The following is a 15,348-nucleotide window of genomic DNA, read 5'->3' on the forward strand; positions in this document are numbered from 1 at the left end:
CTGCGCGCTCAGACAGTTTGTCTACCCGTTGGCTGCCCACTTCTCGCGTCTCGCACGACTGCCCACCGCTGCAATCTTCTTCACCTCGGCAGCGGTCACTATTTGATCCGCCATCGTAACAATGCCGTTTGGGTAAATCTGCGACCGTCGCAGAATCTCGTATGCAACCTGGGCCGGCATCTTGTTGGGGGCTCCCGCATCACCGAACTCGTGTAGCAGACTTCCACTGAAAGGGTCGTCTGCGTGCTTGTAAACGCGTGCGACCTCTTCTAATCTCAATGCCCAATCCGCCGGTTGTGCTGATATCACCCGACTAGAAACAAGCCATTCCAGCAAGAGGTTCGCCACAAAAGCATTACAACTCAGATATTTATCGTCTAACCGGGCCGATACTTCAACCTGGACGATTTCAACCATTCGAATTGCAAGGAGGCACATTGTCCTACCAGATTTAGACGCAGAAAGAAGATCGCGCCCCTTCTTAGTGGGTATCGTGAGCCCTCGCGAGCGATTGACTCTGTGCGCAATAGCAGCAAATTGGTCCCCAGACATTGATTCGACCAGACGGTCTATCGCAGGAACATTAGCCAGCAGTACGGACGGTGTTGCGTACTTCGCAATAAGCAAAATCGCAACTCGAGCCTGCAAAGGGTCGGTACCCAAAGAACTCAATAAATTCGCCCACCAGGTTTTCTCAGCTTTGCGGTTTCGCGCTTCGAGTACAAATTTTATCGGCTCGCAGTACTCCGGATTTATTGAGAGAGCACCTTGGATCCTCTGTGCCCCTTCCACAGAAAGACTGGCGCTAACCCAGGACAGCCACGTGCGCCCTAAGGCGCGGTCGTAAGAATCAATAATAGAAGACCATGTCTTGAGTGAAGCTGCAAGCGTTTCGGTTCGCTCGTGGAAACCACCCATTGCGCTGCCGGGCGCGATCCTGACGATGTCCGCAACCATCGCTCGAAGCGCATCATTACGCGGGTAGTCAGACTCATCGGACGAACTAAAATCGAGGAAGAACGCCGCCTCGGATCCATTGATAACAAGTCCACTTGTGAAAAGCCACATAACTCTAGAGAGGGGCGTGCCATCGAACCCCGCTAGTTCGACTCGACCGTCCGCCAGGGCAAGGGCATATTCCATCTCGTCCTGAGTAGACGCTACCAGGGCACTATTTCCGGATGCCGCCATCGCGTGCCAACGCAGTGGCCACCGACTTCGAACTATCCTCGCATCCTCGGCAGTCAATTGCGTTAGCACCTGCGCATTCCTCGCGAGTTCAAACCACGATGAGATCACTTCATCCGAGCACTGCTCAGGAGGCTGCACATTTTTCCAATACGCGTACCGTTTTGCTTCTGGCACTGCCCATATCCACACCAGTCCAGCCTCCGCACGCCCGGCCGCGCTTTCTATCGTGCGTGTCCTGTTTCCGAGTTGTTCTGCAATAACGTCCTGACCACAATCCGCGGGAAGCCGTAGCTCTACGGTTGTCGTCGGCGAAAACCGCGACCGAAACGCGTAACGGAGTGTCAGCTCATCTACTGCTACGTTCGCAACCCTTGCAGTAACACGAGGCGCCTGACTAAACACCCGGTCAGCTAACAGTGACGTCGCCACAACGCGAGGGAACGACCCGCGTGAGCCAAATTCCCGACCGAGCGAATCTTCCACTTGCTCAGCCAATCCTGAAAGCTCTCCAACTGAATAGCATCCAGAATAGAAACGCGTCACGTTGAGCCAGTACGGACTTGGAGCCATCGCAGCGAAAATGTCCGGTTTCGTACCGTGACGTGGGCGACCAACCGGACTGTACGGCGCGGTGTTGTAAAGGTGACGGGCTGCAAAATACTCTCGCAAAGGCTGAACCTCGAACTCGAACGTGCCTTCCATGCGACTTACTAGTGCCACAATTCGTTGCACAACACCGTTCAGCAGGTCGTCCACGATTTTCGGATCGTAATCTTGTGCTTCGAGAAACTTCGTAATCAGCACTTTCAGCTCTTGCTGCCCAACGCGCCCGCTTGTTTGTTTATTTTCAGACGCACTGTGAATGTTCCAGGCCAAATATCCATGCAGATTGATAAGAAGCTGTCGATGATCTTTAACAACTCGATGCTTGTCGGCTTCTCTGTTGAAAAATACGTCGACGTAGCTGTCATAAAGATGGGTCCGATGGTCCGGCAGCGCTTGTCCACGAACGTGAACAAGATTAAGCAGAATCGTGAGCTGCATCGCATTGCGTGCAAGCTCTTTGATGTGCGAACTCTGCAGCTTGTCTTGCAGAATTGCTTTGATCTCGTCTGTATCGTGAGCACTTATTTTACGGGCAGCACTCCATCGGTCCGTGTACTCGTAAATTAGGTCCGACGTAATCGAATCAAGTGATAGGTAGTCCCAATCCTCCGAGGCAAATCGAGGCATATTTGGAACAGCAGCTGGGCGACTTGTTACAATAAATTGCACATGTGGCGAGTGCGCCAACATCCGGTTCGCCGTGGCACTGACAGCGTCCACGACCAATTTGCGCTCACTTATCGATGCGACCTCATCCAAACCGTCGAGGAAGATCAGCGCTGGAGTAGCGGACAGAAATAGGGCAAGATCGTCGACAGAGAAAGCTTGCCCGCCCGAAAGATATGTAATGTGTGCAGCGATGAATGACTCCAGGCCTAGAGTGACACCTCGGTCTACTGCTTCATGAGTCATTGGATTTACACCCTGCAACCAGGACGACAAATCGCGTAAGTCAATTTTGAATGGCACTTTGACAGGAACGAGTCGGTGTTTTGCGGGTAGCTGTTGCAATCGTTCGACCTTATTCAGGAATTTCATCCTGTACGTCTGACACACATATTGTGCAAGCGTAGACTTGCCTTGCCCTGGCCCACCTTCGATAATCGTTCGGTGCAAATTCCGCTGCGCTTTGGGATGCAGTAGCAGCGAAGCGCCACCGATTGCAGCACTGCGAGACACGGTAAATGTTTCCGAAAATTCTTCCAGAGCGATTTCACGGATCATACGATAAACAGACCGATCGTCGCGTCGACGCGGATTGGCCATCGGTCGATATGTTATTGGTACATCGATAAACAAGGCGAGCAAATCGCTTGCTTGCAGGTCCGCCTGTTTAAACTTTACATATTCATCACCTTCATATTGTGCCGTCAAATAGCCAGAGATAGCAATTAAGCGTCGCCGAAACTGTTCGCCCAGTTGACTTTCAACTAGATAACGCAAAAGATCATTAGATGTGATAATCTCGGAAAATTGCCATTTTATATCGTAAGCATTATTCAACCGTCCATCTATATCTGAGCGCCACCAGACTTTGCCGGGGATCGGTAATGTTGCGTCGATGTAAGTTTGCATTCGGTCGATTTCACCTACATCGAGCGCAGAGCTAGCTGTTAAATTTGTGCACAGTATATATTTTTCGGCCCCGCGGTTCTTTAATTTCTCAATTTTCGGTAACTCTTTTTCGATGGCTTTTTGAATTAACTTAAAGGAGTCGTCTCCTTTCAATCTGTCGCGCCGGAACTTGACTTGAAAGACTACAGCTCCGTCGGCCAACGAGTACCCGTCGCGACCTCCATCTCCTTGACCAGTTGGGTAACATTGCGTGTCCGGATAAGAAGCCACGATCAGCGCCTGGCAGAAATCTTGAAAACGGTCCGGCGTGAAGCGTTCGTAGTCGTATTGCATGGCAATCCTTACATCTTGGAGTACCCCTGCGTGGGTGCTCCTGTTAGGCCTGCGGTTCAACTGCTCGAGTTAGATGGCGTTCAACTCCACAGCGAAACGCACCTGTAGGTAACCTACAGCCCGATCTCGGTCACCGCGTTGCCCATTAGCGGCGTGTTTTCGCGCGCGTATTGTTCGAGCATGGAGGGTGTGGTGTGGCCGGTTTGCCGCATGATGGCGTGCGCATCCGCGCCGTTACGGAAGGCCTGAGTGACGAACCCGGACCGCAGGGAGTGCCCGCCGAGCTGGGACACAACGGTGGCGTCGTAGCCGGCTCGTTCGGCGCGTCGTCGGATGGTCTTGTGGATTGCGGCACCGGACAGTGGCGTAGTTCCGAGGTTGCCGTTCTTGGCGATGGCCCGGAACAGCGGTGCCCTTGCGGCGGTGCGAGGCACTCCCCCGCGGCATACATGCTGATCGAACGGCTCGCGTTCGCGAAGTAGACGGATGACGGAGGCACGACCGCCGGCGTTGAACGCTGCCACCACCTGCACCCATCGCACGTACGCGCAGGGTGGGCAGGTGACGTGAGAGTCGGTGGTCGGGAGTGCCCGTATGACGCCGCGGCCTTCTTGGTCGGTCTTGGTCTTGCGTAGTCGGATGTGAAGTCCGTCTTCGCGGTGCAGTGTGACGTCGCGGCATTCGAGGTCGGCGAGCTCGGAGCGGCGGAACGCTCCGGCGAACCCGAGGAGTAGCAGCGCGGTGTCTCGGCGTTCGTACACGTCGTCGGCCCACCCGTCGCAGTGGCCGCGGGCGGTGTCGACGAGGTGCCGAACGTCGGACACCAGCAGGGGTGCGCGTTGGGTGCGGGGACGATCGCCGGCGGTGGCGTACTGGCGGCGGATGCCTGCAAGCGCAGCCGTGACGAGGTGGTGCTTCGTGGGCGAGGCGTGTCCGGTGGTCTGGTGAAAGTGGTTGATCGCTGATGCCCACGCCGACAGGGTGCTGGCGGCGTAGGCCTTCTCCCCCGCCGCGGTGACGGTATCGGCGGCGTCGACGAGGTACGCCGCGACCGTGACGGGATGCGCCGGCAGCGCGGCGTGCCCGTTACGGACGCACCAGTCGGTGAAACGGCGCCACCCGGATGCGTAGGCGCGGCGGGTGCCGGCCGACCGGGACGACTCCACCGCAGCGGCGATGCGTTCGGCCACCGCCACGGGGATCGCCGGCGCTGCCGTGCCCTCCGAGAGACCTGAGGCGGCCGTCATAGGGCGTACGGGGGCTGTTTCGGCAGGTCCGGACTCCATATCCGCAGCCTAAACCCTTCGTCCGACATGGTCGCGGGCCAAAACTGTGCTGAACTGCTGTTTCGCGGCACATGGTGCGTTAAGTGAAATTAATGAGCCCAAAAACAGGCGTTGCCATAGCGAGCTACCGAACGCGCGGCCCCCGCTGAAGCGGCCCACTTCGCTGTGCGAACGGCTGGCCTTCGTTGTGGGTGGCCTCCAGATAATCGACGTACCGTTCCACCGCCTCTGCAGCAAGGTCGGATGGGCCGCGCGGCGCTCCTGGCGTTGCCATCAGGGCCTCGGCCGCATTCAGGAGTCGCTCACTGGTCTCGACGTAGAAGTAGAACGTCCGCTTGGTTTTGGTGGGCTTGTCCCCCACCGGCGGTGCTGGAGCTGCGGCAGCCGTACCTGACACCACCTCGGACACCGGGTCGAGCGGGCTCGAGTTGCCCAAGCTGCTCTTCAGACGCTCAGGACGCACCATGGCCGACTCCCTCCATGAGCAGCCCCGATGTACGCCGGTAGATGCTCGCCAAGTTTCGGGCGTCCGTGGTCCCCCAATCCAGCAAACTGGTCTGCGCCTCGGAGGAGTCCTTCAACACGACCCGCTTAGGTACAGGGTCGCCGATGATCGTGATGCACTCGGAGATCTCCGCCAGCTGTTCACGACCAGCGATGGTGTGGCGTTCGTGAAGGTTGATGATCGCGCCCACCAGCTCCAGCGTCGGGTTGTAGCTGCGACGCACCACGTCGATGGTGCGTCGTAACCGTGCCAGCCCGTTCGCGGAGAACAGCGCGGACTGACTGACCACGAGCGCTCGCCGGGCTGCCACCAGGCCGTTGATTGTTAACAGGTCCAGACTCGGCGGGCAGTCGATCACCACCAGTCCATACTTCGGAGCGAGTGACTCCAGCGCATCGCGAAGTCGCCGTTCGCGTCCTGCGCCGCCGAGAATCAGCTCATCCCGCACGAAGGCGAGGGATTCCGAGTTCGGGTCGGTGGCGACCAGGTCCACTCCGTTCCAGATGGACGGCGCCACGACGTCTGCGAGGGTGGCGGCTGACCGGTCCGACAACGCGTCCGCCATCCCTGCGTCGCCAGGTGCCGGCTCACCGGCACTAAGCACGGTGCTCAGGTTTCCCTGAGGGTCCATATCCAGTGCCAGGACTCGGTGGCCGGCGCGACGAGCGGCATCCACGATGTGGAAGGTGGTCGTCGTCTTGCCTACGCCACCCTTTTGGTTGCAAAAGGCGATCACGTTGTGTGGCATGTGTGTCCTCTCATGTGTCGGGATTTCGAAGAAAGAGACTTCCCGTACCCGCAAGACCTGCAATACGGGTGAAGGAAGAAAAGTAAGCGATGGCTGTATCGGAGAAGTGGCGGCGCATACCCCCATACATGCCACCCCAGTGAAGAGTCCGATACCGGTAATGACTGACTGGGACGTGACACCCGCACGGGACGTAATACCAGCAATGCCACCATCACTGGGGTAGTGGTCGATGGTGACAACACCGCCGATACTGCAATCACTGGTAACTCTCACTGTCGTCAACGAACCCGCGCCGGAGTCGACCGTTGGCCGGATCCACAGATTCGGTCTCCGAGCAGTGAACCTGAAAACTGTTGGTATGGAGGGTGGTCCCGTCTACTTCATAGGACTACGTGCTGCTACACCCGGACCCCCCAGGGGTGACCCCCAATGTCCGCACCCACGTTGTCCGCTCCACGCCCTCTGGCCCCGCACCCGGATGGGCGCGTGGCTTTCGGTATCGCCACGTCATCAATGATCAGTCGACGGCATGGTGCCCGGGGCCGGTCTCCGGGGATCGCTACAGGGTGCACAGTCAACGGCGGCAGGCTGGTTATCGTCGGGCTCTGCCAGAGAACGACGGACGCGGGCATAAAAGGCGCCCAGCGTTCAGCACCATCAGCCGAATAGCTGATGTGCGGCTCGTCCCGTCAATAATCATCATTGAAGGACGAGCAGGAATGACCTAAGGTCGAATGCAAGAACCTCCGATCTGATGTGAGGCGGTTTGGACGCCCTCGGCCTCGGTGCTGGTAACACCGAGATGCGCCGGGGGCGTCGTTTTGTTCAGGCAGTACCTCAGCTCACGCGACATCCGTCGACAAAGATGCCTGAGCCTCAAGGCGCTCGATGTACTCGTCGATCGCGGTATCCGGTATGAGGCGGCGCTTGCCTACCTTGATGCTTTTGATCTCACCGGATGCGAGCTTGTTGAAGAAGTTGGACCGGCCCAAGCCGGTGCGGTCCATACCCTCTTGCACGCTGAACAGCTGTCTCGTCATGACACCCTCCGCTGCGTTGATTCACCACATCCGTTCCGCTGAATACGGCGCGTCCACGTGGTTCCACCACAAACTAGCGGACGCGTGTAATCACCGCAAGAGAACTACCAGAAGGCGGTAGAGTGCGTGTTCATGACGCAAAGCTGGGCCCAAGCGATCGTGGATCGAACGGGGGCCGAGGTCCGCCGGCTCCGGACGTCGGCGACCCCGCCGATGTCCGGGCAGGCACTCTCCGACCGCACTGCCGAGCTCGGCCACCACATATCGAGGGCGGTGATCTCCGACCTGGAGACAGGGCGGCGGAGGGGGCTCGATGTCGCTGATCTCCTCGCACTGGCCGCAGCGCTCGAAGTGGCGCCCGCCCAGCTGCTGTTCCCTGATCTTCCCCGTGGAACTGTGGACGTGCTCCCTGGTGTTCCCCAGGAATCCCATGACGCCGTCAGGTGGGTGGGAGGAGAAAGCGGCCTGTTGATGCTCGAGGATTCGGGATGGTCCGACGAAGCAACCGGGCAGCCGGTTGCGGTGTTCGTGCGCCGGCAGTTCGATGCCCGCGGAGACCGTACGACGCTTACTCACGAATGGCACCGCTCGATCACCGCGATGCGTAGCGCGCGCAAGCAGCTGCAGAAGGCACTCGAGAACAACGAGTCGTCCGACCAGATCGAAGCCCTGGAGATCATTTACGAGAACGCGCTCAAGCAGACCGCAGCGCATCGGGACACCATGGCCGGACTCGGCATGACCGTCGGAGATGGACTCCCCCGTGGCTGATCGCTCATCAAGTACGCCACCGACGCGAATCCTGGGATCAAAGAGAAGACTCGCTGCCAGTTCGGCTCAGTCGGTCGATGGCTAGAAACCAACTACCTCCGCAGATCCGCAAGATCTCGGTCACCGATCGCCGTACGGGGAAAGACGTCGTCCGATACCAGGTCACCGTCGACGCTGGAACGCGAGAGGTACCGCGCCTGCGACCTGACGGTTCCACATATCTCCATACGACGCGATCACAGTCCCGGCGGCGATTCGATACCGAAAAAGACGCTCGCGCATACTTGGCCCGCGTGACCGACGAGGTCAACCGTGGTGTTCACGTATCCGGTAGCGCACTGTCCGTTGACGAGGTCTGCGAGGCATGGCTCGCCGGGCGGCGGGTGCGACCCACGACGAAGAATGCCTATCGTCATGCGCTCGAACCGCTGAGACAGTTTCACGGAGCAATGCCGGTACAGCGGTTGACCAAGGGCCACCTCGACTCGCTGGTGACGGCACTGGCCGCCGGCGGAACACCGATGACACCTCATTCGGTGCGTCGACCGTGGAGTCCGCAGTCTCTTAATCCGATGCTGAACATCATCTCGGCGGTGCTGACCGACCTCGTGAAACAAGGCCTGCTGGTGAGGAATATCGCGGTGTTGGTGGACCGACTGCCGCGCACGCAGCCACAGATGCGGACGTTCTCCGTGGACGAGATGCGGAAGATGTTGGCCTTCGCGCAGACCGATCGAGTGGGACACGCGTGGAACCTGGCTTTGTCCGGCCTGCGCCGCGGTGAGATCTGCGGTCTTCGGTGGTGCGACGTCGACCTGACCGCCGGCATCATGTCGATCCGCAACAACCGAGTGTCTGTCGCCGGTCAGGCTGTGGACGGACTGACCAAGACGGAACGGTCGAACCGCGAACTTCCTCTGACCCCGGTGCTGACCGCCGCCCTGATCGCCGCCCGTGGGCGTCAGGACCTCGAGAGCGCCGCTGCCGGTGCGAACTATGGACCGGGCACCCATATCGTGTGCGACGTACTCGGCCGCGCTTACCACCCCGACACGTTGTCCAACTTCTGGCAGACGGCGTGCAAGCGCGCCGGACTGCCTCAGATCAGGCTGCACGACGCGCGCCACACCTGCGCGACGTTGATGCACCTGCAGAACGTTCCCATTGCCGTCATCTCGGCGTGGCTGGGCCACGCGGATTCCGCCTTCACCATGCGCACATACGCTCACGCCCCGAACGACTCCCTCAAGATCGCGGCGCAGAGCCTCCAGACAATGTCAGACCTTCACGGAAACTGACCACGTCCGCAGGCCCGGATTTCGACCCTCTCTGGAGCAGTTCCGAGCGACTTGTGACAACTCGTGACATCGGGGCCTTATCGCCCATTTTCGCGAAGTGGGCGGAATCGCGAAACCGCAGATCACGGCACCTAAAGCTGGAGCCTCCTGTCAGGATTGAACTGACGACCTTTCGCTTACAAGGCGAGTGCTCTACCACTGAGCTAAGGAGGCGTGCCCGGCGAACCGAGCGGCACCATCATAACGAGAGCCCCTCCTGCCGGCGCCCGCCCACCCCGTCGGTTCCGGGGTCGGCGACGCTGACCCTGTTCCCGCCCTGTCGCTTCGCCTGGTACATGGCGGCGTCGGCGCGATCGAGCAGGCTGTTGAGCATCACGGCGGTGTCGCCGCGGGCCTGCGACAGGGGCAGGGAGGCCACCCCGATGGATGCGGAGATCGGTGTCGCGTCGTCGTCTCGATGGATGGCGTGCAGCAACGCGCGGGCGACGGCCGGTCCCCTCGACTCGTCGCCGGCGACGACGACGAGGAACTCCTCGCCGCCGATGCGCGCGGAGACGGCGTCGAAGGACACCCGACCGATCCGGGCGGCGGCGCTGCGGAGGACGTCGTCGCCGATGGTGTGGCCGAAGCGGTCGTTGACGGACTTGAAGGCGTCGAGATCGAGGCAGACGGCGGACACGACGGTGGCGCCGTCGGCGGGTGCGAGTCGCGCGCTGCGGAGCATCGACTCGACGTCGACGAGCAACCCGCGTCTGTTCCGGAGACCGGTCAGCTGGTCGTAGAACGCGCGCGCCGCGTCGTCACGCAGTGCGGTGAAGAACAGGTGATTGAGCGACGACGCGGCGAAGAGGACCACGAGGACGGTGACCAGGGTCGACACGGCAGCGGACACCTCCACCGACGTGGTGGTCACCAGTCGGAGGAACAGCAGCCCGGCGACGCCGATGGCCCAGGCCTCGTGGCAGACGAAGACGCGCACGCCGTGGAACGCATTGGCGTAGTTCCCCACCGTCACCAACAGCGCGGCGGAGATGACGACGATCTGGGACGGCGGTAACGCGAACAGCACCGCGGCGATGGTGACGTCGCCGATGATGACGAAGCGCAGCGACCACGTCCGGGACAGGAAGTGGCCGCGCCCCCACATCAGACCGAGCGCGATGGAGACGACGGTGGCCACGGCGAACACCCACCCGGATGCGCCGAGTCCGGCGTCACGGGCTGTGATCAGATCCGCGACCGTCTTCACTGCGAGCAGGAAGCAGGCCACGCTGATGAAGTACGGCGCCGACCTCAGGTAGGCGTGGGTCCGGTGGTAATTGGCGACCCACGCGTAGTCGATGTCGGACGACCACCATTCGCGGAGAACACGCACTCGAGCCAGCCTTGCATCGAAACGGACAACAGTGTCGACGGTGGTCCCCACACCGTCGTCGACCGCAATGGTAGGCACACGATCCCCGGTCGACACGGTCATTGCGGGAACAGAGCCCGAAAAAGACCGACCGAACGAGGTATAGGACGGTTTCCGGTCGTCAGAGGCAGTGCACGTCGACGCCCGTCGCGACGGCTGCGCGATGCCCACCGCACCGTTTCGCCTCGTACATGGCTCGATCAGCAGAGGCGAGGACCGTGTCCAGAAGGTCCCGAGTATCGACGCGGCCGTCCGGCAGGGGAACGGTGGCCACACCGATGGACGCAGTGACGGGGGTGGGATCGTCGGGGCGGTGAATGGCGTCGAGAAGGGCGCTCGCCATCTGCGGCCCGGGGTCACCCACACCGACGACCACGAGGGCGAACTCCTCCCCGCCCGTCCGCGCGCTGACGGCGTCCCCGGCGACCGCGGCGATCCGACCGGCCGCGCGTCTGAGCACCTCGTCGCCGGCCGCGTGGCCGTGCCGATCGTTGATCGACTTGAACGCGTCGAGATCGATGCACAGGATCGACACCGCGACCGGCGTGCCGACGGCGTCATGGATCTGCTTCTCCACGTCGACGAGCAGGCCCAGACGATTACGCAGCCCGGTGAGCTGATCGTGATAGGCCCGCACCGCGTCGTCGCGAAGCTGGGTGAAGAAGACGTGGTTCAGCGTGGATCCGCCGTACACGACGAACGCGACGACCACAGCGGTCGCGGCCACGACGACCAGGCTCTCGGACCCCACGGCGAGCGCTCGCAGCACCAGCGCCGTCGTCGCCCCGAGGACGAGGATGCTGTGCACGAGGTACACGCGCAGGCCGTGGAACGCACTCGCATAGTTGCCGACAGCGAGCAACAGCACGCTCTGCACGACGATCACCGACGACGGCGGCAGCATCACCAGAGGGTCCAGGACGACGATGTCGGCGATCGCAACGAACGCGACCGATCCGCACCGGCGCGGCATTCGTCCGCGGACCCACCACAGCGCGAGAGCGGCGGTGACGGCTGCGCACACCAGAAGGATCGGCGGACGGAACCGGTCGCCTCGGACGGTGGCCAGATCCGCACCGGTCTTCACGAGAAGCAGGACGCATGCGAACGCTATGAGGTACGGCGCTCGCCGGATCGCGGTGCCGTGGCGGTGGTACGCCACGACGCTCTCGTAGTCGACGTCGGCCGCCGAGATTCCGGGGAGCACGCGCACGGTGTGGCCGTCCTTGCAGGGTCGGACGTCGTCGCCCCCCGACGGTCGACGTGGTTCCAGCACTGTGCCACGAGTGGGCGCATCCGGACGCCGAAAACGGTGTGCGGGCGTGAGCCGCCTCGGTCAGGGAACACCCGGGTGGACCCGGTACCTTCGTCGGGACAACCGGACACCAGAGCGGACCGAGAGAAGGAATGACCTACCTGCAGGGCTTCGCGTCGACGTTACGACGCATGACAGGCGAGCGACGCGCCATCGTCGACACCCCGGCGGGTGCACCCAGTCCGCTCCAGCCCATCGACCTCACCGACGACGCCAGCGTGTCGGAGGTGCTCGACCTCGCGGTGCGTGTCGGTGAGGTGACCCTGGCCGCCGGGACCGGTGCCATCGACACCGCCAATCAGGTGCAGTTCATCGCCTCGACGTACGGCCTCGCCCGGTGCGACGTGGACGTCACCTACAACTCGATCGTCATCAGCGCCTACCGCGGCCCGACACTCCCCCCGGCCAGCACGATGCGCATCGTGCACTACCGGTCCATGGACTTCACGCGCCTGGCCGACGTGGACGCTCTCGCCCGCAAGATCCGCCTTGAGGTGCCGACACCGGCGGTCGCGTTGGCGGAGCTGAAGGAGGTCACCCGGGCACCGCACCCCTACAACCGGTGGATCGCCACCCTGGCGTGGGCGGGCATGGCCGCGGCGATCTCGGTGCTGCTCGGCGGCGGTGTGCTGGTGGCCGCCGTGAGCTTCCTGTCGACGATGGTGATCGACCGCGTCGGCCGAGTGCTGAACCGTGCCGGTCTGCCCTTCTTCTTCCAGCAGGTTGTCGGCGGTTTCATCGCGTCGGCGCCCGCCATCACGCTGTACAACTTCCAGGAACAACTGGGCATCTCGATCCTGCCGTCCCAGGTCATCGCGGCCGGCGTGACAGTGCTGTTGTCGGGGCTCTCGCTGGTCGGCTCGGTGCAGGACGCCATCACGGGCGCCCCGATCACCGCCGCGGCCCGCTTCTTCGAGCTGCTGATGATGACGGGCGGCATCATCGCGGGCGTGGCGACGACCCTGCGACTGGCGGCGCTGCTGGGCGCCGAGCTGCCGGTCATGAGCAACGTCGCGCCTCCGGACCTCGCCCAGGTGCCCACCAAGGTGCTGGCCGGCGCCTTCGCGGCCCTCTTCTACGCACTGGCCTGCTACGCGGAGCGCCGAGGTCTCACGGCGGCGTTCGCCGGTGGTTTCGCCGGTGCGCTGGTATTCCTCATCGCGCAGCAGGTCGGCTTCGGGCCGGTGCTCTCGTCCGCGATCGCCGCGACGGTGGTCGGCTTCGCCGGTGGTCTCATGGCTCGTCGCGCCCTGATTCCGCCGCTGATCGTCGCGGTCGCCGGTATCACCCCGCTGTTGCCGGGTCTGTCGGTGTACCGCGGCCTTTTCGCCCTGCTCAACGATCAGACGTTGCTGGGCCTCAGCGCACTGCTGGCGGCGGTGGGCACGGGCGGCGCACTGGCCGGCGGCGTCACGCTGGGCGAATGGGGTGCGCGCACACTGCGCCGCCCCCGCATAGTCGAACGCACCGAGTCCCTGCGTCGACCCATCATGAGACTGGGCCGCGCGGACTCGGTGCGCTCGAAGCTTCCGGTCAGGTCGCGGAGACGGTCCGCGGCGCGCTGGAAGTAGAGATCAGGAGGGATTCTCGACGCGGTGACGACCCGCGGCGTCCTCTTCCATGGCCTCGCGGAGACTGCGGGGACGCATGTCGGTCCAGTTCTTCTCGACGTACTCCAGGCACGCTGCCCGGCTCTCCTCGCCGAACACGACGCGCCATCCCTGGGGCACCTCGGCGAAGGTGGGCCACAACGAGTGCTGATCCTCGTCGTTGACCAACACGTAGAAGCGTCCGTCTTCGTCGTCGAACGGGTTGGTGCTCATCTTGCCTCGCTCACTGCAAACGTCGATGCCGGGCGTTCCCGGCGGGCCTTGTCGGTCTCGGCGCGGGTCGCCGCGCCTGTGGAACCGGTGTCGACCCTAGCAAGGACCGCGCCACCGGCACGCCTCGCAACGATGGAGTTCAGGATTTCTCCGGATCTGATCGCGACATTCGAGAGCAACGACGACGTGATGCCGTGCGTGGTCTCGGTGCCGCCCTGCAGGTAGACACCGGGTGCACCGGCGGTGTCGGCCTCCGGTGTCGCCAGCAGGCGATAGTCGCGTGTGACGACGCGGGGGCCGCCGTCCTCGGGCGCCAGTTCGCCGAGGAGCGGGCGCAGAGGCGCGGGCCGGAAGCCGGTCGCGAGCACGAGCGCGTCGCAGTCGAGGGTGTCGGCGATGCCGTCGATGCTGTCCCGGATGGTCACCTCGATGCCGTCGGCCGTCTCGACCACGCCGTCGATGGTGGACGCGCGGCGCATGAACAGCCGGCGGTGACCGCTGACGCGCTCCGCGTACTCCGCGCGGTAGAGCTCCTCGATCAGCTCGATGTCGACGACCGAGTAGTTGGTGCTGCGGTGCAGCGCGATGAGCCGCTCCCGCTCGAGGGCCGGTGCCCGGTGCAGTTCGTCGACCGCGGACGGATCGAAGATGCGGTTGGCGTAGGGGCTGTCGTCGGCGGGGCTGTAGCCGTACCGCGTGAAGACACTGTGGACCTCGGCGTGCGGGTAGTGACCGTGCAGGTACTGCACCACCTCGGCTGCCGACTGGCCGGCGCCCAGCACCACGAACCGTCCGTGGGTCGGCTTCGGCAGCTCGGCCATACGTGGCAGGAAGTCGTGGTTGTGGAAGCACCGTGCGGACAGCGATGCCCACTCGGGGACCCGCTGGGTCAACCCGGCGCCGACGGAGACGTTGCGGGTGCGCACGACTGTGCCGTCGTCGCACCGGACGGTCAGGACGTCGCCGTCCTGCGTGATGTCCGTGACCGACGTGCCGAAGCGGACGTCGGCGTCGACCCGGTCGGCAGCCCAGGACAGGTAGTCGTGGAACTCGTGCCGCGTCGGGAAGAACGTCTGGTGATTGACGAAGTCCACGAGCCGGTCGCGTTCGTACAGATAGTTGAAGAAGGTGAACCCGCTCCGCGGATTGCGGAACGTGACCAGGTCCTTCGGGAACGCGATCTGCATCGTCGCGCCGTCGAGCAGCATGCCGGGATGCCACCCGAAGCTCTCCTGACGTTCCACGAACACCGCCCGGACGCGCTCGTGCTCCGCGCACGTCTCGTTGTGTTCCTCGATCGCGATCGCCAGCGCGAGATTCGCAGGTCCGAAACCGACACCCACGACGTCGAGTACTTCTGGACTGCTCATGCTTCTCCCACCCGTTCCGTCCCGGATCGGATCGTCGCGTGGACGTCGGGACCGTCGGTCAGCTTAGCCT

12 protein-coding genes and 1 tRNA gene are annotated in these 15,348 nt (G+C 62.5%); 3 read left to right on the top strand and 10 right to left on the bottom strand.

Features of this window, described 5'->3' with window-relative positions; translation table 11 throughout:
* Positions 1-21 precede the first annotated feature (21 nt).
* The 5 genes from J4E04_RS19070 to J4E04_RS19090 all read right to left on the bottom strand — a co-directional run bounded on the left by J4E04_RS19070 (position 22) and on the right by J4E04_RS19090 (position 7,287).
* Entirely contained in the window at positions 22-3,705 is a 3,684-nt protein-coding gene (locus J4E04_RS19070) for an NACHT domain-containing protein (RefSeq protein ID WP_490149358.1), read from the bottom strand.
* Positions 3,706-3,818: 113 nt separating this feature from the next.
* Positions 3,819-4,952, bottom strand: a complete 1,134-nt coding sequence (locus J4E04_RS19075) for a site-specific integrase (RefSeq protein WP_490149359.1) — start codon at positions 4,950-4,952, stop codon at positions 3,819-3,821.
* A 163-nt stretch (positions 4,953-5,115) separates the two neighbouring features.
* Positions 5,116-5,457 carry a hypothetical protein gene (locus tag J4E04_RS19080; RefSeq protein ID WP_490149360.1) on the bottom strand — a complete coding sequence of 114 codons (342 nt, stop codon included), beginning with the start codon at positions 5,455-5,457 and terminating at the stop codon, positions 5,116-5,118.
* The gene (locus J4E04_RS19085; protein ID WP_490149361.1) at positions 5,444-6,244 is read right to left on the bottom strand and encodes a ParA family protein; all 801 of its coding nucleotides are present in this window, start codon (positions 6,242-6,244) and stop codon (positions 5,444-5,446) included. Before J4E04_RS19085 ends, J4E04_RS19080 begins: the two co-directional genes overlap by 14 nt.
* Positions 6,245-7,089: 845 nt before the next feature.
* The gene (locus J4E04_RS19090; protein WP_027506918.1) at positions 7,090-7,287 is read right to left on the bottom strand and encodes an excisionase family DNA-binding protein; all 198 of its coding nucleotides are present in this window, start codon (positions 7,285-7,287) and stop codon (positions 7,090-7,092) included.
* A gap of 273 nt (positions 7,288-7,560) precedes the next feature.
* Here J4E04_RS19090 and J4E04_RS19095 point away from each other — a divergent pair, with 273 nt between their 5' ends.
* Together J4E04_RS19095 and J4E04_RS19100 are read left to right on the top strand one after the other, a co-directional pair.
* Positions 7,561-8,058 (top strand): helix-turn-helix domain-containing protein, encoded by a 498-nt coding sequence (locus J4E04_RS19095; protein WP_490149362.1) that lies wholly within the window; start codon positions 7,561-7,563, stop codon positions 8,056-8,058.
* A 449-nt stretch (positions 8,059-8,507) separates the two neighbouring features.
* Positions 8,508-9,356 (top strand): tyrosine-type recombinase/integrase, encoded by an 849-nt coding sequence (locus J4E04_RS19100; protein ID WP_490149363.1) that lies wholly within the window; start codon positions 8,508-8,510, stop codon positions 9,354-9,356.
* A 138-nt stretch (positions 9,357-9,494) separates the two neighbouring features.
* Here J4E04_RS19100 and J4E04_RS19105 read toward each other — a convergent pair.
* The 3 genes from J4E04_RS19105 to J4E04_RS19115 all read right to left on the bottom strand — a co-directional run bounded on the left by J4E04_RS19105 (position 9,495) and on the right by J4E04_RS19115 (position 11,983).
* A tRNA-Thr gene (locus J4E04_RS19105) sits at positions 9,495-9,569 on the bottom strand.
* 25 nt (positions 9,570-9,594) lie between these two features.
* On the bottom strand, positions 9,595-10,731 hold the full coding sequence (locus J4E04_RS19110) for a GGDEF domain-containing protein (protein WP_328813596.1): 1,137 nt from the start codon (positions 10,729-10,731) through the stop codon (positions 9,595-9,597).
* Between the two features lie 160 nt (positions 10,732-10,891).
* Positions 10,892-11,983 carry a GGDEF domain-containing protein gene (locus tag J4E04_RS19115; RefSeq protein ID WP_490149364.1) on the bottom strand — a complete coding sequence of 364 codons (1,092 nt, stop codon included), beginning with the start codon at positions 11,981-11,983 and terminating at the stop codon, positions 10,892-10,894.
* 203 nt (positions 11,984-12,186) lie between these two features.
* Here J4E04_RS19115 and J4E04_RS19120 point away from each other — a divergent pair, with 203 nt between their 5' ends.
* A complete protein-coding gene (locus tag J4E04_RS19120; protein ID WP_373425300.1) occupies positions 12,187-13,656 on the top strand; it encodes a threonine/serine exporter family protein in 1,470 nt (489 codons plus the stop codon).
* Positions 13,657-13,659: 3 nt separating this feature from the next.
* Here J4E04_RS19120 and J4E04_RS19125 read toward each other — a convergent pair whose 3' ends face one another.
* Both J4E04_RS19125 and J4E04_RS19130 read right to left on the bottom strand, forming a co-directional pair.
* Positions 13,660-13,908 (bottom strand): MbtH family protein, encoded by a 249-nt coding sequence (locus J4E04_RS19125; RefSeq protein WP_027506921.1) that lies wholly within the window; start codon positions 13,906-13,908, stop codon positions 13,660-13,662.
* Positions 13,905-15,278 (bottom strand): lysine N(6)-hydroxylase/L-ornithine N(5)-oxygenase family protein, encoded by a 1,374-nt coding sequence (locus J4E04_RS19130; protein WP_307109444.1) that lies wholly within the window; start codon positions 15,276-15,278, stop codon positions 13,905-13,907. Before J4E04_RS19130 ends, J4E04_RS19125 begins: the two co-directional genes overlap by 4 nt.
* Positions 15,279-15,348: the final 70 nt, after the last annotated feature.

The organism is Rhodococcus sp. NFXS4 (assembly GCF_058139645.1).